Source organism: Bacillus marinisedimentorum (assembly GCF_001644195.2).
Classification (GTDB): Bacteria; Bacillota; Bacilli; order Bacillales; family Bacillaceae_O; genus Bacillus_BL; species Bacillus_BL marinisedimentorum.
In genome coordinates this window covers 66,778-92,020 of record NZ_LWBL02000040.1, presented here as the reverse complement: position 1 = coordinate 92,020, position 25,243 = coordinate 66,778, and the positions used below count along the sequence as shown (strand labels likewise).

The following is a 25,243-nucleotide window of genomic DNA, read 5'->3' as shown; positions in this document are numbered from 1 at the left end:
TTGTTTCCTCCTGTGTGGATACGATGTCCACGTTTTATTACTATTGATGCTCAATAAGTTATCTAAGGCGAAACGTTTAAATCTTATGTTGCCTAACAGACTGAACAAAAATAAGTCTTACTAACAATAACAGATACGGAGGCAGAAAGCAAATTTATTCTGTAAAAAAGTTCCGGAGCCCTCCATTTCCCCGTATTGGACATTGGTTGGGACCAGTCCACACGATCAGAGCTCCGCCAGCTTTTCTCCGTAACGCTGTTCATTGAAAGGCTCCTGATTCTTCATGAGGCTGCTCATCTCTTCCACCAAAACCGCTGCAATCATTTTCTTGGCTCGCTCTTTGGTATAACCCATCTGCATCAGCCTGTCGTATGTTTCCTTCGTACATTTAGGATCCTCAGTGTTCAGCTGGTTCTCGACGATTTCAATCAATTTATCCATCATTTTCTGATTTGCCATTTTATCCGTCCCCTTCTGTTTCAAAGTGCCTGTTATTCACTATATTAACACTTTACCGTATCGGAGGTCAGGCACACTGTTCACAGAATGAACATTGATTTCTTCCCTTCTCCATTATATAATTAGACCAACTAGTCTAGACTGATTGGTCTAGGGTTATGTCTGAAGATTCAAGAAGGAGGGGCCCTCGTATGTTTACAATTAACGGCCTGCAATTTCAGTATCCGAAAAACAAAGAAAAAACCATCAAAGACGTCAACTTTGCAATGAAGGAAGGGGAAATTTTCGGCTTGCTCGGACCCAGTGGTGTCGGTAAAAGCACCACACAGAAGATTTTGACCAAATTACTGGAGGATTATGAAGGAACCGTTCTTTATCAGGGAAAGAATTTGAAATCATACGGAAAAGAATTTTATCAGGAGATCGGCGTCGGCTTTGAAATGCCGGTCCACTTTTCGAAACTGACAGCGGCCGAAAACATCAACTTTTTCAAGAAACTCTATAAAACACAAGCAAACACGGATGAATTGTTGAAACAAGTGGGCCTGTTCGAACACAGGGATAAAAAAGTGAACGAATATTCCAAGGGAATGAAAGTGCGGCTGAATTTTGTAAGAGCTTTATTGAATGAACCTAAAATCTTGTTTCTGGATGAGCCTACTAATGGACTTGACCCGAAAAATGCCAGAATCATCAAGAATATGATCAAAGATTTCAAAAATAGCGGCGGCACCGTCTTGCTGACGACCCATTTAATGAATGATGTCGATGAATTATGCGACCGCGTCGCCTTCATGGCAGACGGCCGGATTGCCGAAATTGACTCGCCTAAGAATCTTAAGTTGAAGTATGGCCAGCGTCTTGTCGAAGTGGAATTCGAAGCCGATGATGGCTCAGTCACAAAATCATCATTCGAACTTGATCATCTGGGAGAAAACAAAGAATTTTTCAACATCCTGACCACCAAAAAAATCATAACCCTCCACAGCAAAGAAACGACGCTTGATGATATTTTCATTGAAGTGACAGGGGTTGGTAAAGATGAATAATACGTTCGTTTTATTTGTTGGCGAATTGCATCGCATGAAAAAATATAATATCCTCGCCGCCAGTTTTGTTGCAAGCCTCCTATGGATCGGTGTTCTTGCTTTCAGCTCCATTGAAGACGTTTCTCACATCTTCCCGCTGCTCGTGTTTCTTGACGCCACCGCTATGTCGATGGTCATGATCGGGGTGACGATGTTTTTTGAAAAACAGGAAGGTGTCATTAAAACATTTCTGGTCGCCCCGATTCATAAGGTCGAATACCTGGCAGCCAAGAGTCTTGCCAATATTTTGTCCAACGTGCTGACACTGCTGCTTCTCTATGGATACGCAGTAATTTTCAAAAAAATTGATGTCAACCTGCCGGGACTGATCGGAGCTGTGTCCTTGATTGCATTATTCCATTCACTTATCGGCGTCTGGCTCACTTATCATTCAAGGGATTTTACCGATCTGTTGGTTGGCATGGTGAAATACACGCTTGTCATGATGCTGCCTGTCCTGTTTGAACAGCTTGGTGTCATCACGAGCGATGTCATTAAAAATATCCTTTACGTGATTCCGACCAAGCCTGCGATGCTTCTGCTTGAAGCCGGCACCACCGGAATCGAAAGCTGGGAACTCTGGCTTTCCGCCGGCTATTTACTTGCTGCAAGCGTGCTTTTATTCACTATTGTCACGAAAAAATTTGACGAATTCGCCATGAAGGAAAGTGGTGTTTAATATGTATTCAGCCTTTGTAAACAGTGAAGTGAAAAAATGGCTTCGCGATCCGTTGATGAAGTTCATGCTGTTTTATCCTATCCTGTTTGGCTTGATCGGCAGGTACCTGCTGCCCTGGATAGCAGATGTCAGCAACTTTTCCATTGAACACTATGCTGACTTGATCATTGTTGTCCTTACCCTGTTGACACCGCAAGTTTACGGCGCCTTAGTCGGTTTTTCCATCCTTGAAGACCGGGATGATCACCTTCTTACGGCCATCAGGGTGACGCCGCTCAGTGTTCATCAGTTTCTGTCTTTCAGGATGGTGATCGTTTTTTTGCTCACCTATATTGCGACGGTGTATGTCATGTTGTTTTCAGACATCGGAAACTTGCAAACAGCAGATGTCCTGCTGATTTCCTTTGTTGCAGCGCTGGGAGCTCCGATGACTGGCCTGCTCATAAATGCACTCGCACAAAATAAAATCGAGGGTTTCGCTGTCATGAAGGGAAGCGGGGCCATCCTCGCCTTTCCAATAATTGCGCTGTTTTTCTTAGATAAAAAAGAACTGTTCTTTGCATTCGCACCGGGATTCTGGCCGGCGAAAATGATCAGCAGCATCATTCATGGCGAAGGTGTCCTGCTGATGACATACACTCAATATTTCATGATCGGGCTTATCTACGTTATTCTCTTGAATATCGTTGTGTACCGTTTATTTTTGCGCAGGGCGTATGGATGAGGTCCCTATCTTTGTGGTTGACCTTTCAAAACCTGTATAATTCAAGGAAAATAACCGTTTAGGAAGCAACCGGGGTGAACGTGTTGAACGAAGAAAAAGATTTTGAGAAAAAACAAGAGGTCATTGATGCCGCCATTAACGAGTTTGGAGATAAAGGATATGAAAGCGCATCACTGAACACCATTTTAAGAGAAGCCGGCATCAGCAAAGGCTCCTTCTATTATCATTTTAAAAATAAGGAAGGATTATATATATTTCTGGTAAAAATGCTGGCGGAAGAAAAAAAGAAGTTCTTTGCGGCCCATATCGATCCGGCCGATTTTGAAAATAAAGATATCTTTTCACTATTCCATATCCTTTCAAAAACAGGACTGGAATTCGCCCGGCACAATCCATACATCAACAAGTTCTCCCAGAGCTTCATCAAAGACCACGACTCGGACATTTACCAAAAAGTCATCAAAACAATGGATTTCCAGGCGAATGATTATTTGCATGACCTGATTGAAAACGCATATGAAAAAAATGAACTGCGGGAAGACCTTCCCAAAGAGTTCACAAAACGGATCATGACCTATTTATTCACCCATATTCAGGATGTCGCTTCAATCAGCAAAGTTGACGATTTTGAAACTGCAGCTAACCATTTGATCGAATTTTTGAAGAACGGCCTGTCCAGGAAATAATGAAGCGGTGCCTGACCCCCGGCGCTTTAAAGTGCCGGGGGTCAGGCACCCGCTACGAATAATCCGCCCGAAAATAAACCTTCAAATCACCCACATTCAAATCATATTCTTTCAATAGCTTTACCATCATGTTTCTTATCCCATTGCTGCTCAAATTCGTTTCCACAAACAATCCATCGCTTACCTGCAAAGGGTTTACCAGTTCAGCACTGTTCTCCGAAAAGCACCTTCTCTTCCTGCAATTCATTTTATCCATACGTATTAATCTCGTAACCTTTTCTTCGTCCTGCATAATCAGCAACTCAATCATTTTATGAAGCATCTCCTTCCAGGTCTTCACTTCCATCCGTTCACTGTCTCCTATCCTGAAACCGGAAGGCCGTTTATAGGTGAAATCCTCATATAGCGTATGCTCCACCTTCGAGTCGACGAGAAATGCCTCCTCATTCCGTTTGCTGCCGCCTTCTGACCCTGAAATATCCTCTCGAGCCTGGATCTCCACCCGATCCACATCAAGCTCATCCGCCACACCCTGAAGCAGCTGTTCATATTTATAAATAGCCATCGCAACTTTGTTATACTCTTCCCTCGCCTCGAAATCTCGGTTAAGGAACGCTTCATTGATTTTATCGTTCACTTCATTCATCGTCCCGCTGACCGTCTCATTCAGAAGCTCCAAACTTTCCGACAAATCAACCGCCCTGCCCGGAAAGTCCTTCTTAATTGCCGCAATAATATCACGCAATTCCATAAAAATCACCACCTGCTCATTGTTTACCCATTTTCGCGGTGCCTGTCACTTGTCGGGTTTTGTCGACCATGTCGGAGTGCCTGTCACCTGTCAGGTTTTGTCGACAGAAACACAGACCATATTCTGCAATGTGTTAACGCGTCGAGATATAAACGGATTAAAATCAAACTATTGTCTTTTTACAGAATATTTATTATAATGGGAAAATCTATAATTGGAAAATCAGCATGAATGAAGAGGGGTAATTAATGTGGGCGAACAAGTGACGTTTTATCAGAGGGAACACCTGAAGGAAAAACCAGATACGCAATCATTGGGATTCGGGAAGCATTTCACTGACCATATGTTTGTGATGGATTACCATTCGGACCTGGGATGGCACGATGCCAGAATTGTCCCTTATGAGCCTTTAACCATCGATCCATCGTCAATGGCCCTGCATTACGGCCAGGCCATTTTTGAGGGGTTGAAAGCATATAAGGCACCGGATGGGGAAGTCCAGCTCTTTCGGCCGGATAAAAACATGAAACGATTCAATGAGTCTTGCAGCCGCATGTGCATCCCTGCTATCGATGAGGAGTTTCTGCTGAAAGCGGTCAAACAGCTGATTTTAACCGACAAAGAGTGGGTTCCCGACGGAGAAGGAACCTCTCTGTACATCCGCCCGTTCATTTTTGCCACCGAGCCTTTTCTCGGTGTCCGGCCTGCAAAGCAGTATAAGCTGCTTGTCATCCTGTCCCCGGTCGGCGCCTATTACGGGGATCAATTAAGCCCTGTGAAAATTTATGTTGAAGAACAATATGTCAGGGCGGTACCCGGCGGTGTCGGCCATGTCAAAACATCCGGCAACTATGCCGCAAGCCTTAAAGCACAGGAAGAAGCGGAAGCAAGGGGCTATGCGCAAATCCTCTGGCTTGATGCCAAAGAAAACCGGTTCGTCGAAGAGGTCGGCAGCATGAACATGTTCTTTAAAATAAACGGTGAAGTGGTAACTCCGAAACTGAACGGAAGCATTTTGGAAGGTGTCACCCGAGATTCCGTCATTCAGCTGCTGAAGCATTGGAATATCACGGTCCGGGAAACAAAGATCACAATTGATGAAGTATATGAAGCCCACGCGCGCGGAGAACTCGAAGAAGCATTCGGCGCCGGAACAGCTGCGGTCATCGCACCTGTAGGCCAGCTGAACTGGAGAAACAACCCGATCACCATCAACAGTGAAAAAATCGGCCAGCTTTCCCAGCGCCTTTACGACGCCATCACCGGAATCCAGATCGGCAAAGAACATGACGTATTCGGCTGGACACAGAAAGTTGCAGCTGTAAAAGTGTGACAGGTGCCTGTCACTTGTCAGTGTTTGTCGAACAGAAGCGCCCGGCCTTTACCATTTCAGTGGTAAAGGCCGGGCGCTTTTCACATGAAATCAAACTGAATCGGCGCATCCAAGATGTGAGATTTGAAAAAGCATCCAGCCTTACCTATACTTACTATTAGATAGGAAGATTTTTTAAAATCTTCCATACCCCTTATGCAAAATTACATATTTGAACGGGTTTTGCGGGTTAGGGCTAGCCCTGCAGATGGCCTCCATCCACTAAAATGGAATGTTTATAAACTGTTATTTTGGGGGAACCGCCTTTATCGGCATCCTCTATTAATAAATCATCAATTGGGAGGTTTTTATATGTATGATATCGCAATTATTGGAGCAGGACCTGCCGGAGCAAGTGCCGCATTGTTTGCCGGAAGAGCCGGCAAGAAAACGATCGTATTCGACCATGGCAAAGGCATGACCCAGCGTGCATGGGTCGAAAACCATTATGGGGTAGCCGAAATTACAGGGCCGGATCTCGTTGAAACCGGTAAAAAACAAGTAACGAAAGCCGGCGCTGAAATTGTTGAAGAAGCGGTCGTAAATGTAAACTCCGAAGGTGAGGGCTTTAAAGTCACAACAGAAAACAATGAATACGAGGCAAAGCATGTCCTGTTCGCAACAGGAGTCATGACGGATGTTGCTGAAAAGGCCGGTGTGAACTTGACTGATGGAACCGAGCCTAGAATCAAGACAATCATCGATACTGATAAAAACGGCCGTACAAATGTTGATGGAATCTGGGCAGCCGGAACTGTCGCAGGTGTCAGCGTACATACAATCGTGACTGCCGGTAACGGTGCGGAAGTAGCCATCAACATCATCAGCGACTTGAACGGCGAGCGTTACGTGGATCATGACGTGTTGAAATAACGATCATAAATTGCCTGGCAATTGCCAGGCAATTCCCTCGCACGTAAATCGCAAACGCCTGCCTTTCCCGCTATAATCGGGGAAAGGCAGGCGTTTTTATGTGAAACATATTTGTGAAACAAGATTATTCGGGGAGTGACAGGCACCTGTCGAATGGCATCTGTCAAAAAAGCATCCGTCACACCCGGACTTTGCCCGTCATCAGCAGCCCCAGGAGCCCATCTTTCTGTGTTTCAATCTCACTGACTTTCCGCTCCAGCAGTTCAATTTCTTTATCCGCCTGGCTGAAAAAGCGGGCCAGTTCCTGCTGTTCGCCAGGATCAGAGGGAATGTTGACAACGAAGTCTTCCAGAGGCTTTTTCGTAATTTGCGGCTGTCCGGACCCGCCTATGATTTTACTGAAATCCTGTATCAGGTTCAGATAATACAGGAATTCTTTATCAATGACATGACTGTGGCCATCCGCGTTAATGACCATCGCATTTCCTGTCACCCATGCTTTTCCATCCGTCTTGTTCACCGTTCCGCATGTGGAGCCGCGGCACGTGATGATCACCTGCCATGTTTCATGGTTGTATTGATCGTAATAGCCAATCAACCCATTTGCCCCATAAACAGGATATCCCGACTCTTTTAAATCCTTGCGGGAAATCGTTTTCGGCTGGTAAATGTCAGCCAGATCACCCAGCCGCACCTGCCGCCACTCCCCAGAGAAGCCCGGCAGCCTCATTTTTCCTGTCAGCAGCTTCTGCATCAGGCCTTTTCGCCGCTCAATTTTCTGCCCGATCAGCTGCATGTGCAAACCGATGGCCAGGTCCCAAGCAGCAAGGACGTCTGCAATTTTTTTCTGTTCGCCAACATCAGGCAGGATCGTTTTGATGCTGTAGATCCGGCCGCCCGAAATGACCGGCTGGGCATTTTTATTGGCGTGCTGGTTCAAATCTTCGTAAGTCAGTTTGTAATACATGAACCGATCATCCACATCCGCCAGTTTCTCTTTTACATACAGCGCATTATCTGTGATCCATGACTGTGCCGGCGTCATGTGCACAACACCGCACTTTGCCCCGACCCGGCCGATGACAAGCTGAGGCTCTTCAAAATTGTATGCATTATGATAACCGGCAATCCCGTTGCCGCCGTACACCGGATAGTCGCCTTCCCCCATATCCTTTTGGCTCAGCGGCGACCCGCTGGCAAGCTTGAAAATTTCCTTATAGCTTGTCTCTTTCCAGCCTGTTGGAACGCGGCCGGGCACCGTTTTTTCGTTTGCCATTTCTTCCGTTTTCACCATCAAGATCACCTACATGCCATTCTTTTTCAAATCGTTTTCCTTCTGCGTTTCCACTTCTTGAAGCTCCTGTTTGATGTTTATTTATCCATTTTCCCAGCACCCATACGGCAGGTATCACTTCCGCTGCTGTATCTGCATAATGATGGATGTTGAGACACTTCTTCACTTATCCGTCTTACTCAAATAGTTTACCACAAAAAGCGCCTGGCCCCCGGCGCTTTACTATGCCGGAGAACAGACCCCGTAACCAAACAAAATTACCAGTTGTATTCCAGTCATAAAGATGCTATAGTTATCTGGCGATGAGCTGAATTGCGTAAGTCGATGGACGCGGCCTCACCGGCCATGCACGAATGTGGCGTGCAAGTCCCCCGCCGCAATTATACGCAAAAGGACGCCTGCTAAGGGCGTCCTTTTTTCATGGATTCAAACCTTGACAATTCATAACAGCACTCCGCGGCAATACACATTCCATTCAAAAAAATTCTACAATCAAGCGCCTCCTTTCCTGAATATTTCCCAATGCTTTCTGCATACTACAAACGTTCGTTCAACTAAAAAGGAGGAATTCCAACAATGCCAAATCAACAAGCACAACAAACGCTACAGCAAATTGCTCAAATCGCCCAACAGCTCCAGCAATCAGAGCAGCAAAACGCCCAGCAACTCCAGCAAGGCGGAGCAACTGCAAGTGCCCAACAAAGTCAGCAGGTTGCCCAGCGCGAACAGAGCGCCGCTCAACAGCTTCAGCAAATCCAGCAGCTTGCCCAGCAGGCGCAGCAACAGTTGAACCAATAATTTGAAAAGGTTCCCGGCCCCTTCCAAAGTTAGCGCGGGGCCAGGAACCTTTTTCACTTATAATCCGCGGGAGTCCCCCAGTTTTCAAATCGGTTATAAAATGGAATCGCCGAGTTAAAGTGAATCCAAATCGGCGCCTTGTCGAGATTGGGATGCGCTGCAAAAAACCTTCTATCCCCGTACCTGACCGCTTCTAGAGCGAGAGGAAGCTCACGCCTGAAAATGTTATTGCGAACCGCTGATACATCAGGCCCAAACTCACCATCTACGTAAACATAAGCATGTAAATAGGGAAAACCATTTCTCATTCTCCATTCTGCCAGCACTTCATCTCTCATTTTATTAATTTTATCGTAGGCGTAAGCAATACCGATGGTGAGAAACAGCTCGGCCGTTATGTCAGAATGGGTAAGTGTATATTTTCGCCCGATGACAGGTTCTGCCTGTGATGTGCCATCTCTGAACTCGACAAAAAGCTTACCCGGGTTAAGCTTTTTCAAATTCCGCACCCCTTTTTCAGCTGCCCGGCCCCCGCTGCTTTAATGGCTCGGAGCCAGGCGCTATCCTTCTCTTCTCAATACGCTCCCTTACCGCCCATACACCTTCCCGGTCCCATCCACATAAACCGATTCGACGATTGTTCTGTTGAACTTCTCCTTGCCTCTCAGTCCCTCAATATTGATTGTCATATTATAAACACCTTCACCAAGGTCGGGAAGATTATAGACCTCGCCGGTTTTCTGGTTAACATTCACTTTCCTTTGCTTAAGCTTGCCATTTCGGTAATACTCCAATGTCATAGCGGATTTCACTTTCATTTTTTTATCTCTTATTTTCAGTTTGACTTCATCGCCCTTGATGTTCGTTTCAAGTAAGTTGTTCAGCTGGCTGTCGAATGTAACATTCATTAAGTAGCGTTCCTGTTGATTCGTTTTTGCCTGAATCGACCATTTACCGGCTGTCGGATTTGGAATGGCGAGCGAATGGTGATAAGCGCCTTTTAAGTATTCTGTTTTATCCTGTACAACAGCAAAGTCTGACTGTCTTTCACCATCAGGGGAAACGAGGGAAAGATCTGTTGAAGGCTGATCGCTGATCCAGTCAATTTCCAGCTCCTCCACGCCTTCTTCTACATTAAAGTGTTCTTTTTCCACCCCGGTGTATTCTCCGCCGCTCAAGTAATGTCCCGCTTCTCCACTAGCGGTCGCAGCGTTATCCATTGTCCGGGCTCCGAAACTCGCTGCTGTATATAGAGATTCATTCAAGTAGTCTTGAAAAAGGTGGAACGTTGACGGGCCTTCCTTGATGGTCGAGTGATTCCAGCTCCCCACCGCGAGCTCTTGTGCATATGGAAGCCTTGAGCTGTTCACCGTCACGGCGCCGTCATTGCTGCCGTATGCCCGCAAATAGAGGCCGCCCCAATAAAGCGAACTGCCGAAGCTCCCCCATTTGGTGCCGCCGAATGTGTAGATGGGGGTTTTATACAGGTTGGCATGACTGTCTGTTACCGACCGGAAATATGCCATATATCCGGTCTGCAATGAATAGGTCGCATCACTTTTGCTGCCTAGAATTCCGGCGAGCCATCCGGCCCAGCTGCTGTGGGCAAGGTCAGCCAACTCGGAACCTTGATGAGGGCTTGATAATGTAATAAGCCGCTCGACATAAGGAGATGCACCATAATGAACAAGGGCGGACTGCGAATCAACACCGCCTTTGCTGTGAGCGACGATTACAACCTTTTCGCCAAAATGATTATAAATGTCCTTAATCTTTTGAGCGAGCATTGCTCCGTTGTCCCACATCGTTTTGGTTGGATATAAATCGATGAATGCCGTTTCGTAACCGTTCTGGTAAGCAGTGTCATACATGTTGTTATCCTGCCACCACGTATTCGATGAGCTGTTCAATCCATGGACAAAAAGAACCGGATATTTGGAAGGCGCCACATCCGCCGGCGTCGTTCCGACATACCATTGCCCCGGCACACCTGAAGGGTCATCCTTCCCAAACGAACCCGCCAGACTGATTGTAGGAAACACAAAAAACAAAGCGATAACTAACAAAAACCATCTTTTCAGCATGCGCCACTCTCCTCGGCATAAGTTATGGATACCATGTTTCATCATAAAGGAATCCAAATAATATATACGGGAAAAAGGGATAAAATAGTACATTTGGAGCGGACGGCGTTCTTACAGGCACTGCCGCTTGCAAGTATATACAGCACAAAAAGCGCCCGGCCTTTGGTTGTAAAGGCCGGGCGCTTTCACATTGTGAAACAAGAAAATTCGACAGGTGACAGGCACCGATTGCAGAACATGATCAGCTACTTCATTGACGGAATGATATACTCCTCCAATAGCGGATCAACATCCATCCCGCTTGATGTCTGGACGACAACCAGGTCAAGTTCCGGCACAACAACGATGTATTGGCCATATAGCCCCATCGCCCGGTATGTGTCATAGCCTTTTACTGATTTCAGCCAGAAATAATATCCATACTTGCTGCCGTCAAAATTGCCGTTCGTGTCACCATAAGGCTGCGTGCTTTCTTCAACCCATCCTTCAGGCAGAATTTGTTCGTCCTCCCATTTGCCGCCTTTTAAGTATAAATAGCCGAATCTCGCCATATCGCGCGGCTTCATCTTGACACCGATTCCTCCGAATGAAGTCCCGGAGCGGTCAGAAGGCCACTCGACACCCTTAATTCCCAGCGGATCAAATACACGCTCTTGCATATAGTCCGAAAGCGGGCTGCCGGTTGCCTCCTGAATGATTTTCGATACAACCCTTGCATCACCTGTACTGTAACTCCAGGAATCACGATCAGACCGCACCGGCCGGTTCATAATATAGTATGCAGGATCTTCCGAATCCATAAAATTCTTCCAGGTATCCGATTCATAAAACCCTTTTTGTGACTGTTCCGGGAAATCGAGTCCTGACTTCATCGTCAAAAGATGTTTGATCGTAAGCTTATTTTTCCAATCATTCAAGTCAGTCACTTTTTCCGCCTCAAGATAATGGAGTGCTTTTTCATCAACGCTATTGATTTCGCCTTCCTTGATCGCCGCTCCGACCGCTGCAGACGCCAGGCTTTTTGTTACTGAATAAATCGGATGCGGCGCTCCTTCACTGTATGCCCCGCCATATTTTTCAGCGACGATATAACCATCCTTCACAATAAGGAATCCTTCCATCGGAATATGTTCGCCTTCGATATATCTGAACATATCCACCAAATAGGATGAATCCATTCCTGCACTTTCAGGAGAGGCTTTCCGCCATTCCTCAGTTGGCCAATAAGGCTCGATTTTCACCGTTTCTTGTGGAATCGCCTCATGCTCAGCAGTCCCTTCCCTTCCATTGGCATTGCTGCTTGGCCCTTCATTATACAGGCTGTCTGTTTCTTCTTTATCATTAGTGCTGCAAGATATGATTGTAAATGAAATTAATAATAAGACCGCGATAAAAAAAGAAATCCTGTAAAATTTTTTCACACTTATCCCCCCCTTTCAGTCACTTCTGCAAGATACGAAAAATAACCTCTATTAAAAAAATTCGCCTGACCCCACTGATTTATTGGAGCGGGGGGCCAGGCCATCCATCCTTTATCCTTTATGCTTTATCCATCAAGCCGCTTAACAGCTCAAATGAACGGATACGGTCTTCATGGTAATAGATATTTCCGTTGATCATGATTTCATCAGCCTGTGTGTCATCCAGAAACGTTTGCAGTTCCGTCCTCACGGTTTCCGGGCTTCCCGCGATTGACGAACGGAGCTGCTGCCGGACCACTTGCTTTTCATAGGCGCTCCAGATTTCATCCATGGTATCAACCGGCGGCTTCACACGTCCCGGATTGCCGCGGATCAGACTCAGGAACTGCTGCTCCTGCGATGTTGCCAGCCACTGGGCCCGCTCATCCGTATCTGCTGCGATGACATTCAGCGCCACGATCGCATACGGTTCATCAAGGACATCAGACGGCTTGAAGTGCCTTCTATACAGATCGAGAGCAGGCAGTGTATTATCAGGGGAAAAATGTGCTGCAAACGCAAAAGGAAGCCCCAAATGTCCGGCAAGCTGTGCGCTGAAGCCGCTTGAACCGAGCAGCCAGATCGGTATATCGAGCCCTTCTCCCGGAATCGCCCTGACCGGCAATTCATGCGAAGGATGCAAATAGGTGCGCAGCTCATCAAGAAGCTGGGGAAAATCCTCCCCGCCGCTTCCAAGTTCACGCCTTAAAGCCCGAGCCGTCTGCTGGTCGCTTCCCGGCGCCCGGCCGAGGCCAAGGTCGATCCTTCCCGGAAACATTGATTCAAGCGTGCCGAACTGCTCGGCAATGACAAGCGGCGAATGGTTGGGCAGCATGATACCGCCTGATCCGACCCTGATCGTCGACGTGCCTGCTGCAATACGGCCGATCACAACCGATGTCGCCGAACTGGCAATCCCCGTCATGTTATGATGCTCAGCAAACCAGTAGCGTTCAAACCCCCACTTCTCCGCATGCTGTGCCAGGTCCAGACTGTTCTTATACGATTCAGCCGGTGACCCCTCAACCGTAACGGGGCAAAGATCCAGCACCGATAACGGAATATCTTTCAGCTGTTTTTTATCTATATTCGAACTATCCTTTTGAGACATGATATTCCTCCTTTTACTATTACAAACAATTTTAGCATCAGGAGGCTGCTTTCAAAAATATAGTGCTTGCGAGGTGTCTGTCACTTGTCAGGTTTTGTCGATAGAAAATGACCCCGGCCATCTTCCGTATAGACAGACCGGGTATTATGTGTAGACAAAACGATTCGGCATGTGGCAGGGCTTTAACGAAAAGACTCAGGCATGACAACAGCAACGACTTCCCCTTTTACACAAAGCGTTTCCCCTGCATAGACATCAACGTACACTTTCCATTTCTTCGGATGGACCTCTTCGACTGACCCGACAGCTTTCAGTGCAGTTCCATGCGGTGTCGGCTTCAGGTAGTCGACATGAAGGGAAGCTGTGACAAAACGGGGCGGCAATGCTCCATCCCCCGCCTCATGTCCGTTTTTCCGGTGCAGCGCCAGAGCGGCGGACCCCGTCCCATGACAATCGATTAATGAAGCAATGAGGCCTCCATAGACGAAACCCGGTATTGCTGTATGCTCAGGCTCAGGTGTATACTCGGTCACCGTCTTATCGCCATCCCAGCGGGTCCGGAAATGGTGGCCGCTCTCATTCAAACGCCCGCAGCCATAACACCAGGCAAAGTCATCCGGATAAATGTCTTGAATCGCTTTTTGGTCTGTTTCCTTCATTTCATCCACTCCCTTTGTTAATGTTTCAAAATAACTCGATGAATGCGCTTACATCTATAATAGATATACCTTCTGGAATTCTTCAAGTGTTTTTGCATTCTCCTGGCGATTCGATGGTCCGCTACATAAATTAAAACTTTAACGCAAAAACTAAGGAAAAAACAAGGTTGGGATCTAAATATGGAAGAAAAGGCGCCTTCATTGAATACCTTTTTAATCGCATCGACTTTTATCGGCACTCTTGTCGGAGCCGGATTCGCATCCGGGCAGGAAGTGCTTTTATTTTTCAGCGCATATGGATGGACTGGACTCTGGGGGGTGGCGCTTGCCACTTTCCTGTTTTTCTTTTTCAGTTATTCGATATTGATGCTCGGCAACAAATTGCAGGCAACCTCCCACGTGGATATCGTCCGCTTTACAAACGGCAAACTGTTCGGATCCGTGATCGACATGATCATCACACTCTTCCTGTTTGGCGGCCTGGCTGCAATGATCGCCGGCGCAGGGGCAATCTTCGATGAGCAATTGCAGCTGCCTGCCGTTTGGGGGACCATCCTCATGGCGTTCCTGACATTGGTCACAGTTCTCACCGGAACGAAAGGTGTGGTGAAGGCCATCAGTTATGTCGTGCCGTTTCTGCTTTTATCGGTTTTGTTCATTTCGATTTACAGTTTTGCGACCAATCCGATTACGGATGAAGAAATCAACCTGGCTGCACAGCTGGAGGGGGCCGCGCCAAACTGGGGCATATCCTCAATCAACTATGTCTCCTATAACATCGTCATCGGTATTGCGGTGCTTGCGCCGATGGGGGCAAGAGCGGTAAACAAACAGCAGTTATTCAAGGGGGCCCTTGCAGGAGGGCTTGGTCTCGGCCTCGGCGTACTGGCCATTTACTTCACCGTCCTTACGAACATGACCTACGTCGCGAATACGGAAGTGCCGATGATCAACATCGCTGCCACCATGGGGCCAGGCATTCAAATCGGGTTTGCTGTTTTGCTGTTCGGTGCGGTCTACACCACAGCTGTAGGATGTCTATACGGCTTCATTCAGCGGACCGCATTTATTAAAAGAATCCCCCAGATCTGGGTGATCATCGGCTCTGTTGCCGTCACCCTCGCCCTCGGCCAACTTGGCTTCTCCACAATGGTAAAATACTTGTACCCCGCTGTCGGATACGGCGGGATGCTATTCTTTCTTGGCGTCATTTATGTATGGGTGAGGAAAAGGGAGTATGTCAGATAGATGCTGGCTTAGTGCCCGGGCGGGGTGCCTGTCACCTGTCGGGTTTTGTCGGCCTTGACGTGGTGCCTGTCACTCGTCGGGTTTTGTCGGCCTTGACGTAGTGCCTAGTATAGTAAATAGATTAAAACAATAAAAAAGGCCACCATTTTCACGTAATATAGAAGTACCTATCACAGAACTTCCAATTACTAATCCCAACCAAGGAGTGAAAACGGTGGCTTATTCATTATTCAATCACATTCAAGGCAAAAACGGAAGTCGATGGGCAGAATTCATACGCAATACAGGTACTGATCATTTGTTGGTGGTGGCTATTGATGCAGCGAAGTATACACATAAGGCTATGATCTGTAACTTCTATGGGGATATTTTTGTTAAACCATTTGAGTTTGATGCTTCACTAACAGGCATAGAGAAACTAAGAGAGCTTATTGAGACTGAGAAGAGTAACAGGGGCATGAAAGAGGTCATTGTGGGAATTGAGACAACCGGTCACTATTACGAGGATTTGGTCCGGCGTTTCCATTCAGAGGGCTATCATGTCCGGATAGTGAACTCAGCCAGCACTGCCCAGGAGCGCCAAATGCTGTTAAATGGATCCAAGACCGATAATCTGGATTTGATGGCAATCGTTCAAACAATCATACATGGCCGTGGTACATCAAGTGAGCTGGCCGTTGGCATACATCATAGCTTGCGAAAGCTGACACGTTCCCGTCGGGAACTGGTTAAACAGCGTTCCGCCACACAAAATATGATTCGTGTTCATTTGGATCATATATTCCGTGAATTTCAAGGGAAGACCGTGTGGATGGATGATAAGAGAAAGCATATTAAGCCCTTTAGTAAGCTATTTGGTAAAGCGCCCCGCTATCTCATGCGGCATCACCTTCATCCGACTGACATTCTTACTCTCGGATCAAGGGGATTACGCAAACTTTCTAAAAAGCATAATTTGAAGATGAGGGACGACAGTATCGAAATGTTATTGGAATTAGCCGAGCACTCCATCTCACAGCCAAAGGAATTTCTTGAGGCAGAGCAGTTCCTGCTCAACCAAAAGTTGGACCAATTGGATTTACTGGATACACAAATTAAGGAATTGGAACGCGAGATTGAAGATTTATTTGTTCAAACAGAGGGGGCAGTCACCCTTAGTGTATCAGGGATTGGACTTGTAACAGGGGCTGAACTATTCGCGGAAATGGGCGATATCACGGATTTTGATCATGCTGGGCAACTCATTAAGATGGCTGGGACAAACCCTATTGTGAAACAGTCTGGTGGGCGAACCCCTTCATACTATGCCGTTTCCAAACAAGGCCGGAGGGCCTTCCGGAATATTGTCTATCAGGTAGGGAAGTCTCTGGCGGTGAACAACCCCGAAATGAAGAAGCGTTACATTGCCCTTAAAGACCGAGGGAAACACCCTGGACAGGCCTATATTGCCCTTGGAAACCGAATGATACGCCTGGCCTTTTCCATGATCCGTCATCAGAACCTGTACCATACCGACCAAGAAAATTACAGCTTATACGATGAACTAAGCAAGAAACTGCATAAGAAAAACTGCCAATATTTTTATGAAAAATTCGTCGTTTCACAAACCTGTTAAATGCGTAAAATGTGCCTTTTGTAAGCAACTTAACCAATCAACCGTATCTAAAGCTTTTGACTCGTTATTTAGTTAAAAAGGGGCTTCTCTAGGACGTAAGATTACATTGTATTTGGTGCCTGAGGCTCTGACCTCGTGTGACAGCGTTATGGATCTTGTCCTACAAGTACGAATAATACGTGAAACCCAAAGCTTATATTTACTAGGTGGTATCCTCTGTAGGAAGAAAAAAGCAAGATCCTTTTCACGTTGTAGAGAAGCTCCATTATACATTCTGTGATAGTTGAACCTTCAAAAAAATCATGAATTGGGGTTTTACTTAAGGTCGGCCTTTTTTAGGCAAAAACGTCACTTGACCTATTTGCCATTATACGCTGTCACTCGTCGGGTTTTGTCGATAAAAATGTTCCTGTTCCATCGTGCATCATTGGCACACGCGGGAGACAGGAACCTTTTATAACACTCTACATACCGGCCAGCTCCGCCACAATCGCATCTTCCACTTCATCAACGGAGCGGCCGATATAGTTGTTGATCAGGATTGAGAAAATCAATTTCTCTCCATCTTTGTTCGTGACATAACCGCTGAGGGCGGAAACCCCGGTAAGTGACCCGGTCTTTGCCTTCAGATTGCCTTTTAACGGCACCAGGGCCATTCTGTTGCGCAGCGTGCCTCCTGAAAGGCGATCATGTTCGCCCGCTGCCGGCAGCGATTTCTCAAATGCCGGGAACCAGCTTTTATCCTGGATTGAAAAAAGCAATCTGGAAAGCTCATTTGCCGGGATCATATTTTTGTGTGACATTCCCGACCCATCCCGAAGTGACACTGTGCCTGTATTCACTCCGTAGGTTTGAAGATTTTCTTTCATCGCTGCAAGGCCTTGTTCCCAGCTGCCTTCCTTCTTGGCCGCTTTTCCGATCTCTTTCACCAGAGTTTCACCGTGGCCATTGTTGCTCAGTTTCATGAATGGAACCATAAGATCTGTCAAACGCATGGACTGCTTCTTCGCCAGCACGGCAGCATCCTCGGGCGTGATGCCGGACTGCATTTCCGAATCACCCCTCAACCTTATCCCCTGTTTTTCCAGAGCCTGCTTAAAAACAGACAATGCATACCCGGTCGGCTCCCAGACCGCCACCCATGATGTTGATTGCTTTCCTCCGAGAGGTATTGTTCCTTCTATGACAATATTGTTAGTGCCATGTTCACGTTCAATGGAGATACGTTTTCGCTCCTTCTTCCCGGCAGTCCTGGCGTTATTGATGATGGTGACATAATCCGTTTCCGGCGTCAGTTCCACTTCAGGCTTCCCGCCCCGTTTTTCACCCGGCCTTATCGTAACGATTACCGATCCTGCATCAAAATCGTCATTCGGCGAGAGGGTCAGTGCCGAAACCTGTGCTCCCGTATAATTCGACTCATCAGACCAGTTCAAATCCTGTGACAGCCGTTCATCATCATACCAGCTGTCATCACCGACAAGGTCACCCTTAATCGTGCGAATCCCTTTTTCCTTCAAATCATTCGCAAACCGGTCCATATCCTCTTTCAGCAGTGTGGGATCTCCTTTCCCCTTCAGATATACATTCCCCTCCAGCACATCGCCCTTCATTTTTCCGTCCGTCAGCACTTCCGTGGAGAACCGATAGTCCGGACCGAGCAGATCCAGTGCAGCCGCTCCCGTCAATAGTTTCATATTGGAAGCTGGATGCAGCCGAATATCGCCAAAATGGGAATAAAGCAGCTCGCCATCATCTGCCTTCCGGACACATACTCCAGCAATCGCCCCATCAAGAAGCGGGTCATCTAAAATGGCGCCTATCTTTTTATGCAGTGTATCCGTTTCTTCATACTCTGCAGCAAAACCTAATTTTCCCGGGCTGTAACACGCAAACAATGCGAGCATGCCAATCAACGTGATCAGGAATCCTTTTTTTAGCGCTCGGTTGGAAGTCATTAGCTCAAGCACATCCCTTTTAAAATTTGTCCATTAACCAGTATGCCCGAACCTCAATTATTATTTTACAAAGTATCCCATTTCCGTTGAGGGTCTTTCACCTGCAATGAATGGCCTCCGGCTCCAGACAGCATAAAAATGCCTGGCAACGTTAATTGCCAGGCAAGTATCCGATTCAGTTATACGCCCCATATCCCCTCAACAGCTCTGCAATTGATTCCAGGCGGTTCTTTTCAGCAATCGAGAGTGCAGTCTCGCCGTCATTTACGATAAGGTTCGGATTGGCTCCGTTTTCAAGAAGCAGCCTGACAACCCCCGGCGAGTCAAGCTCGATTGCCCGGGTCAAGACAGTCGTTTCCCGCCCGTCGATATCCGTGTTGTCACTCACAACGTTCGGGTCGGCACCATGTTCCAGAAGGAGACTGACAAGCTTCACCCGCTCCTCGTCTGACTTTGGTTTGTTTTTTGCAGGCGGCGGATTCTCCACTGCTGCCTCGAGCGGTATGAAATCCTCTTGGGCACTTCCCAAATCGGGGTCGGCACCTGCTTCAAGAAGCAGCCCCGCAATTCCAATCTCGCCAAACCAGACCGCTTTCAACAACGGGCGTGTGCCGGCTAGATCGATATTCACATTCAGTTCCTGATCCAGCATATCCCTGACACCGTCTATGTCACCTGCGTCAATGGCTTCATACAAATCCATTTCCGTCACTGGCGCCTCAGCAGTATCAGGTTTTTCCGCCTGGATTCCAGCAGCGTTGCTTTTATCAGGTTCTGCCGTTGCTTCTGCCTGTGTTTCTTCCTGCGTTTCTTCCGGCGGTTCGGCTTCGACTGACTGACGCTCTTCTTCACCGCCGCTTTCTTCCCCAACCGCCAAATCATCTTGCCCGGCACGACGCTCGAAGTCCGGCAATTTCATGTATCTGCCCAGTTCCTGCCGGTGCAGAAGAAACGTGCCGATTGCATCCCTCATTATCTCAATACTGTACTGTCCCGTCTCCCGGTCATCTGTTTGCCTTGCAGCATCCAGCGCCTTACCGGCTTCATCATGATCTTTCACATCCAAAATAATCTGGACGATCAGCCTGTACACTTCTGCCTCTTCACCGGTCAATTCACTGCTCTCATAATCCGTTATGTACTCTTCAAACTTTTTAACCTCTTTGCTGCCGACACCCGGGCCGCTTCCAAAGTGCCTGTGGGCGATCATATACGTCTGCCGGGATTCGCTGAAAAACGAATTGTCCACAGAGCCCGTTACCCCATTCGTATCCGAAATCATCACCGCTCCCAGGATGGTCGATACGGCGACGGCCAAAAATAAGATAAAACGTGCCATTTCCTGCTCCCCTGTTCGTTATTTTTTCAAAACCATACAGCGGCACACGATGTCATGCAGCGCCTGCCTTTTCGGAGTGAATGCGGCCATCAAGTACCCGATCATCATGGTCAGGGCTGATAACAAATGGAAAAAATACCTGAATGTTGCCCTGATAAACGAAATCCGATTCCCATTCATATCCGTAACCGCAATCCCCATCGCCAACTTGCCGATTGTTCCCTGCCATGCAGAACTTTCCAGCAGCGCATAATACATCCAGGCGATGAAAAACCCCATCACTCCGTATAACTCTTCATCTATAGGCAAAAAGGCAACCGACACCGAAAATGCCACCCAGATGACCGAATCGATAATAACGGCTCCGACCCGGGCCCAGAACCCGGCATACCGCTTTTCATCTTCCTGATATGCTTCGGGGTCCGCTTCAGCAGTATTCCGATAAGGCCGGTCAGCCGCCACCGCTGCCGCCGACTCGCTCAGCGCGATTTCCTCCTGTGGAACCTCGATCTTCTTCCCGCACTTAAAACAAAACTTCGCATCTTTCTCAATCCTTGATCCGCACTGAGAACAATACATTTCCCTTCCCCCTTCTCTTTATATTCAGGGCATCTTGACCTTTTATATCGGCAGAAACCGCAGGAAAGTTTAACGACAAATTCCGGCAGGTGACAGGCACCTGCCGGAATTTGTCGAACCCCCTAATTCTCAATTGAGATTCTGTTTCTTATCTAAAGCAGTACAACATAACTTCATAAAAATAGCCTTTACATTCCAAAAATCCCAATATGTTTATAGGTAGTCACCGCATTGATAAACAACGTTAATTAAAATAATTATAATATAGTATTGACTGTAAATTGAAAGGTGTTATCATTAACATAACAAGTTCTTTAATCCTATGATCGAACAGGGACGGCAGACTGATAAGGCCCGGGTGCTGCGGTTGGTGATGACCACCTTCATCGCCGCCATGTGTGCCCGCAGGATGAGCCTTTCGGCAAAAAGAATAATGAGGAGGGAATAGCATGAAGATTAAACAAAAAATATGCGGTAAATGCCATGCCCCCATAAAAACCCTTAAACACAGCATCAGCTGCGGATGCGGAAGCAGAATAAAAACGTCTGCGTAAGTGACAGGTGCCTGTCACCCGTCGGTTTTTGTCGAGTACAAAAAAGCCCGGCAACCGCCTTAATAGGTGATTGCCGGGCTCTTTCCATTATGTAATACATGTGGTTGCCGTCCAGACTGCCATCAAGGGGTTCTTTCCCAGCGTGAAACCGATTCAAGTGTAAGAAGATCGATCTGCTGGGTATACTTGTAGGTCCTGGGCCAGCTGCAAAAAATAGACTTTTCGCCTAACAGTATGTTGGTTAAAAACGAATTGGGCACTGGCGTCCAGCCTCCTGATGGAATGAGTTCGATTTTGGCTGAATCACCTTCTCTTTTAATTGAATATTCGCCTGAAACATATCCCATCGTGTCGTCTGCGACAATCTTAAAAGTATCCCGGTATGTGGGACCGTGATCAATATTTCGGATATCAGGAAAACCGAGGCCGAATTTCAGCGATAATGAATGACTTGGATGTTTCAGCTTGATATTATGTAATACACCTTTGCGGTACTTATATTTAAGGGCGCCGCTTATGACCTGGCCGGAAGCATCAGGTATACATTCCTCGATGACACCTGTGCCGGCACGGGCAAATTCGATGATCTGGCAATCCGGGGTATAGCGCGAATAATATCGGCGCTGAAAATCTTTCACTGCTGCCCGAACCGGGAAGTTGTCCTGTTTTATCTTTTTTCCATCAATCGTAAGTTTAACATCCGTCTTCCATTTTCGAATAAAATCAAATTCATGTAAAAAGAACAGCGGCAAATAGGAAGGATTTTCAGTTGATGCCCCGATTGGAGCAAGAAGATTCATCGCCCTGCTCTCTTTCGCCGCATATTCCTGAATACTGGCCGCTATTCTTCTCCCGAACTTATCCGTAAACGAAAACGCAATGGTTGCACAGCCCTCTTCCACTTCGAATAAAACATTTTCCATATCAACACGCTTGCGCTCGCATAATCCTTTTCCCGCTACTTCAAAGGTTTCGCTGTCAATATCGTTCAATTTCAAATCATCGTACACATCGACATATCCATCTAACCGGTAGGCAATGACACGATACCCGTTGCCGTAGACCGCGTCATTAAAATTTTGAAGCTCCAATCCTTTGTATACTTCTTCCGGATGCTTTTCAAAGTTGATGATTGCCAGCTTCCTCATCGGGTTGCATGACAATCCAAAGGGAATAAGTACTGTTTGGGCAGTAATGACTTGATCTCTGGCCTTTTCCATTACTTCCATTTTGATTGCCCCCTTATGCTTTTGAAAATCCGGCAGGTACAGCCTGGTGAAGCCTACGGTCTTAGCTGATAGGAGATCATGGCGCGTCCATGGAACAGGGTCCCTGAAAGATTTTTCGACAAGTGACAGGCACCGCTCGAAACGGCACCGCTCAAACTTTCCGCATCATATAAAATACATAACCATAATAATCCGAGTAGTTCCTGTACAGATCGATTTCTTTTTCCGATTCATCCAATCGTGCCAGCGCCCCTGGGTCGCCTGCGGCCTTTTCCCTTAAATACCCGATTCTCTGGAGCAGCGGCAGGTAATAGTTTTCCCACCAGCTTGATTCCGGCAGAACAAAATGGCCCACTGGAACATACCCGGATTCCTCAATGATTTTAATGTTATCAGCAATCCCTTTCATTCCCGGATAATCCTCTGCCCAGACGCGCCGGGGCTCTTCAGGGACATCCTTCCGCAGCCAGGACAGTTCGGTTACGGCCACATAGCCCCCGGGCTTTAAGAATTCTCTCCACTCCTGTAGGCCGCGCTCAAAACCTAAAATATAAATGGCACCTTCAGACCAGATGGCATCAAAGCTCTCTTTCGGAAAATCCAGCTCGAACATCGATCCATTTATTGGTTCAATTTTATCCGCCATCCCTGCCTGTTCAGCATTTGCAGCGAGCACATCCAGAAATGGCTGATGTGTATCCAGAGCTGTAATTTTCCCGTCAATCTGCCTGGCCAGTGCAATCGTCTGCATCCCGGGCCCGCAGCCGACATCCAGTATTCTAACCTCTGAAGGCAGATTACGAAGCATCCTCAACGCGAACGCTGTCGACTCATTATCCCCCGGGCCTTCCCTCGGCAGCCCTTGATGTATTTCGAAAAAATCCATGCGTTCCCTCCTCATCCTTTTTTCCCCAATGAACCTTTCTCTCTTGCGGCTGCTGTTTCCTTTACGATTAAATGAACGTTTCATGACAAAAAAAACGCCTGGCCCCGCCGCAATTTTCTCTGCAGGCAGGGTCAGGCACCCCGTTCAGATTTCTTCTTCATCCTCAGTTGTTTATGGAGGATTTCTTTATAAGTGCTATCCAGTTTCACCACATAATTTGTAAACATGCCTGTAACATTCCAATCGATCAGCGTTTCCATATCTTTTTCGTCGTTGACTGTATAAGGATGGACAAGCATATCCAGCGCTCTGGCCTTGTGCACGTACTTTTCATTAATTACCATTTTACCGTTGTACATATAGTTCATGCCGATACCAACCGCATAGTCATCAATGACTCCCAGTTCTTCTTTTGTTATAACATCCGGTGAAGAAGTAAGGCCGCTGACTTCAGCATAGCTGCCTTTTCCATCCGGAACATATAAAAGCAGCTGGATAAGCGGGAGTTCAGGGGCCAGTTCATGAATAGCCAGGAGACTTTTCTTGCTGAAAGACTGGATGATCACATTGCTGGATTCCTCGCTTTCACCCATCAGCTGGTATTCCTTAATCAACTCAAGCAATTTTTCTTCCATACCCGGATATGCATCTGGTGATTTCGTCTCAATGTAGTATCTTACATCCTTCCCGTAACGCTGGAAAATCTCTTCAAGCGTTGGGACTTTCAATCCTTCATATGCTGTCTTTGCCTGGTCAGGATACTTTTCATTAAACCAGGAACCCGCATCAAGTTCCTTGATTTCTTTGATCGTCTTGTTACGGACTTTTCCTGTCCCATCTGTCGTCCGCTCAACCCGGGCATCATGCATCGCAACCAATTCCCCGTCTTTCGTCATGCGGAGATCGATCTCAAAGTAGCCGCCTTTTTGCTTTTTCACCAAATCATAAGCGGCAAATGTATGTTCAGGTGCTTCCCCGCTCACACCGCGATGCCCGACTACGTGAAACGGTTCATCATCCATGGTCGGGTCATTTTCCGCAGCCGCACCTGACCCTCCGTCACTGCCTGCAATCAAGATTAGTGCCAGTACCGCAGCAGCCGGCAGACATAAAAACTTATTCATCCCTCTTCCTCCCAATCGCCGTATTTAGAATAACCGCCCCATTCCGAGCACCTAAAAAGCCCGGAAGAAGAAAAAAGATCAGGCAATGTCCCCTGTTTTAACCGAATCGTAAACCAACTTTCAATAAACCGGGCAGGAGCTTCCGTCATCAATGGATATTCATATCGTTTGCACCAAATGTGTTTTCCATTCCTCTTAAGAAGATAAAGAAACTCGCCGAATGGTGAGCTTTCAGCCGAAGACAGAGGCGCAGCAGCCCTTATCGATTTTCTTGAAACTGGCCGCTGCGTTGGAATACTCCCTTCTGAAAATCCAACCCCTTTCCTATAGGGTAAAAAAGTGCCTGACCCCCGCCGCAATCTTTTGACTGCAGCAGGTGCCAGGCACCCTCTTCCCCATCTTCACTTCATCATTTCCATTATCCGATCCAGCAAACGCTCATGCACCTCCCTCATTTTTCTGCTTCTCGACCGTTTCAGCCTTGAACATTGAATTGACAATCGCTTCCTCTACGGCTATTTGAACTGTCTTGGTGATTTCGAACTCCGTTAATCACCCTTACCGCAGAGCTTTTTCCATAACATTCATGAAGCCCTCGCTTCAAAGTCATTTTGCAAGGTCTATGTTTCACCCTCTCCGGCGAAACATGCACCAAGTTCCTTTTTAATAAGTT

The 25,243-nt window shown here is 47.0% G+C and carries 23 protein-coding genes; 9 read left to right on the top strand and 14 right to left on the bottom strand.

Annotation, left to right across the window (positions count from 1 at the left end; genetic code table 11):
• Window positions 1–225: 225 nt before the first annotated feature.
• On the bottom strand, window positions 226–459 hold the full coding sequence (locus A4U59_RS11905) for a hypothetical protein (protein ID WP_066173801.1): 234 nt from the start codon (window positions 457–459) through the stop codon (window positions 226–228).
• Between the two features lie 191 nt (window positions 460–650).
• Between A4U59_RS11905 and A4U59_RS11900 the strand changes: the two genes are divergently transcribed.
• The 4 genes from A4U59_RS11900 (at window position 651) to A4U59_RS11885 (ending at window position 3,636) form a co-directional block, all read left to right on the top strand.
• Window positions 651–1,508, top strand: a complete 858-nt coding sequence (locus A4U59_RS11900) for an ABC transporter ATP-binding protein (RefSeq protein ID WP_066173798.1) — start codon at window positions 651–653, stop codon at window positions 1,506–1,508.
• Complete coding sequence (locus A4U59_RS11895) at window positions 1,501–2,226, top strand: fluoroquinolone export ABC transporter permease subunit (RefSeq protein WP_066173796.1); 726 nt, start codon at window positions 1,501–1,503, stop codon at window positions 2,224–2,226. The genes A4U59_RS11900 and A4U59_RS11895 overlap by 8 nt, the downstream gene beginning before the upstream one ends.
• Window positions 2,219–2,950 carry an ABC transporter permease gene (locus A4U59_RS11890; RefSeq protein WP_211274928.1) on the top strand — a complete coding sequence of 244 codons (732 nt, stop codon included), beginning with the start codon at window positions 2,219–2,221 and terminating at the stop codon, window positions 2,948–2,950. Before A4U59_RS11895 ends, A4U59_RS11890 begins: the two co-directional genes overlap by 8 nt.
• A 74-nt stretch (window positions 2,951–3,024) precedes the next feature.
• Window positions 3,025–3,636: a TetR/AcrR family transcriptional regulator gene (locus A4U59_RS11885; RefSeq protein ID WP_066173789.1), complete on the top strand. Its 612-nt coding sequence runs from the start codon at window positions 3,025–3,027 to the stop codon at window positions 3,634–3,636.
• 52 nt (window positions 3,637–3,688) lie between these two features.
• On the opposite strand, the gene A4U59_RS11880 is transcribed toward A4U59_RS11885, so the two are convergent.
• Window positions 3,689–4,387 carry a hypothetical protein gene (locus A4U59_RS11880; RefSeq protein WP_066173787.1) on the bottom strand — a complete coding sequence of 233 codons (699 nt, stop codon included), beginning with the start codon at window positions 4,385–4,387 and terminating at the stop codon, window positions 3,689–3,691.
• 250 nt (window positions 4,388–4,637) lie between these two features.
• Here A4U59_RS11880 and A4U59_RS11875 point away from each other — a divergent pair, with 250 nt between their 5' ends.
• Window positions 4,638–5,720 (top strand): branched-chain amino acid aminotransferase, encoded by a 1,083-nt coding sequence (locus tag A4U59_RS11875; RefSeq protein WP_066173784.1) that lies wholly within the window; start codon window positions 4,638–4,640, stop codon window positions 5,718–5,720.
• Between the two features lie 351 nt (window positions 5,721–6,071).
• Window positions 6,072–6,632 (top strand): FAD-dependent oxidoreductase, encoded by a 561-nt coding sequence (locus A4U59_RS11870; protein ID WP_066173782.1) that lies wholly within the window; start codon window positions 6,072–6,074, stop codon window positions 6,630–6,632.
• 178 nt (window positions 6,633–6,810) lie between these two features.
• Here A4U59_RS11870 and A4U59_RS20895 read toward each other — a convergent pair whose 3' ends face one another.
• Entirely contained in the window at window positions 6,811–7,926 is a 1,116-nt protein-coding gene (locus A4U59_RS20895) for a restriction endonuclease subunit S (RefSeq protein ID WP_083270811.1), read from the bottom strand.
• A 576-nt stretch (window positions 7,927–8,502) separates the two neighbouring features.
• Between A4U59_RS20895 and A4U59_RS11860 the strand changes: the two genes are divergently transcribed.
• A complete protein-coding gene (locus A4U59_RS11860) occupies window positions 8,503–8,724 on the top strand; it encodes a hypothetical protein (protein WP_066173778.1) in 222 nt (73 codons plus the stop codon).
• A gap of 53 nt (window positions 8,725–8,777) precedes the next feature.
• Here the strand turns inward: A4U59_RS11860 and A4U59_RS11855 are convergent, their stop codons facing one another.
• The 5 genes from A4U59_RS11855 to A4U59_RS11835 form a co-directional block, all read right to left on the bottom strand.
• Complete coding sequence (locus A4U59_RS11855; protein WP_245680545.1) at window positions 8,778–9,233, bottom strand: staygreen family protein; 456 nt, start codon at window positions 9,231–9,233, stop codon at window positions 8,778–8,780.
• A gap of 78 nt (window positions 9,234–9,311) precedes the next feature.
• Window positions 9,312–10,808, bottom strand: coding sequence for an esterase/lipase family protein (locus A4U59_RS11850; RefSeq protein ID WP_066173773.1), 1,497 nt, complete (start codon window positions 10,806–10,808; stop codon window positions 9,312–9,314).
• Window positions 10,809–11,053: 245 nt separating this feature from the next.
• A complete protein-coding gene (locus tag A4U59_RS11845; protein WP_066173770.1) occupies window positions 11,054–12,229 on the bottom strand; it encodes a serine hydrolase domain-containing protein in 1,176 nt (391 codons plus the stop codon).
• A 118-nt stretch (window positions 12,230–12,347) separates the two neighbouring features.
• The gene (locus A4U59_RS11840) at window positions 12,348–13,379 is read right to left on the bottom strand and encodes an LLM class flavin-dependent oxidoreductase (RefSeq protein ID WP_066173767.1); all 1,032 of its coding nucleotides are present in this window, start codon (window positions 13,377–13,379) and stop codon (window positions 12,348–12,350) included.
• Between the two features lie 182 nt (window positions 13,380–13,561).
• Window positions 13,562–14,038, bottom strand: coding sequence for a PaaI family thioesterase (locus A4U59_RS11835; RefSeq protein ID WP_066173764.1), 477 nt, complete (start codon window positions 14,036–14,038; stop codon window positions 13,562–13,564).
• Between the two features lie 180 nt (window positions 14,039–14,218).
• Here A4U59_RS11835 and A4U59_RS11830 point away from each other — a divergent pair, with 180 nt between their 5' ends.
• The gene (locus A4U59_RS11830) at window positions 14,219–15,286 is read left to right on the top strand and encodes a YkvI family membrane protein (RefSeq protein WP_066173761.1); all 1,068 of its coding nucleotides are present in this window, start codon (window positions 14,219–14,221) and stop codon (window positions 15,284–15,286) included.
• Between the two features lie 214 nt (window positions 15,287–15,500).
• Window positions 15,501–16,901 (top strand): IS110 family RNA-guided transposase, encoded by a 1,401-nt coding sequence (locus tag A4U59_RS11825; RefSeq protein ID WP_066173758.1) that lies wholly within the window; start codon window positions 15,501–15,503, stop codon window positions 16,899–16,901.
• Between the two features lie 464 nt (window positions 16,902–17,365).
• Here the strand turns inward: A4U59_RS11825 and dacB are convergent, their stop codons facing one another.
• The 6 genes from dacB to A4U59_RS11795 form a co-directional block, all read right to left on the bottom strand.
• Window positions 17,366–18,859 (bottom strand): D-alanyl-D-alanine carboxypeptidase/D-alanyl-D-alanine endopeptidase, encoded by a 1,494-nt coding sequence (gene dacB, locus A4U59_RS11820; protein WP_066173755.1) that lies wholly within the window; start codon window positions 18,857–18,859, stop codon window positions 17,366–17,368.
• Window positions 18,860–19,034: 175 nt separating this feature from the next.
• Entirely contained in the window at window positions 19,035–20,198 is a 1,164-nt protein-coding gene (locus A4U59_RS11815) for an ankyrin repeat domain-containing protein (RefSeq protein ID WP_066173752.1), read from the bottom strand.
• An 18-nt stretch (window positions 20,199–20,216) separates the two neighbouring features.
• Complete coding sequence (locus A4U59_RS11810; protein ID WP_083270819.1) at window positions 20,217–20,777, bottom strand: RDD family protein; 561 nt, start codon at window positions 20,775–20,777, stop codon at window positions 20,217–20,219.
• A 676-nt stretch (window positions 20,778–21,453) separates the two neighbouring features.
• Entirely contained in the window at window positions 21,454–22,560 is a 1,107-nt protein-coding gene (locus A4U59_RS11805) for a hypothetical protein (RefSeq protein WP_066173750.1), read from the bottom strand.
• Window positions 22,561–22,711: 151 nt separating this feature from the next.
• A complete protein-coding gene (locus A4U59_RS11800; protein WP_066173747.1) occupies window positions 22,712–23,446 on the bottom strand; it encodes a class I SAM-dependent methyltransferase in 735 nt (244 codons plus the stop codon).
• Window positions 23,447–23,577: 131 nt separating this feature from the next.
• The gene (locus tag A4U59_RS11795) at window positions 23,578–24,570 is read right to left on the bottom strand and encodes a glycerophosphodiester phosphodiesterase (protein WP_066173742.1); all 993 of its coding nucleotides are present in this window, start codon (window positions 24,568–24,570) and stop codon (window positions 23,578–23,580) included.
• Window positions 24,571–25,243 lie beyond the last annotated feature (673 nt).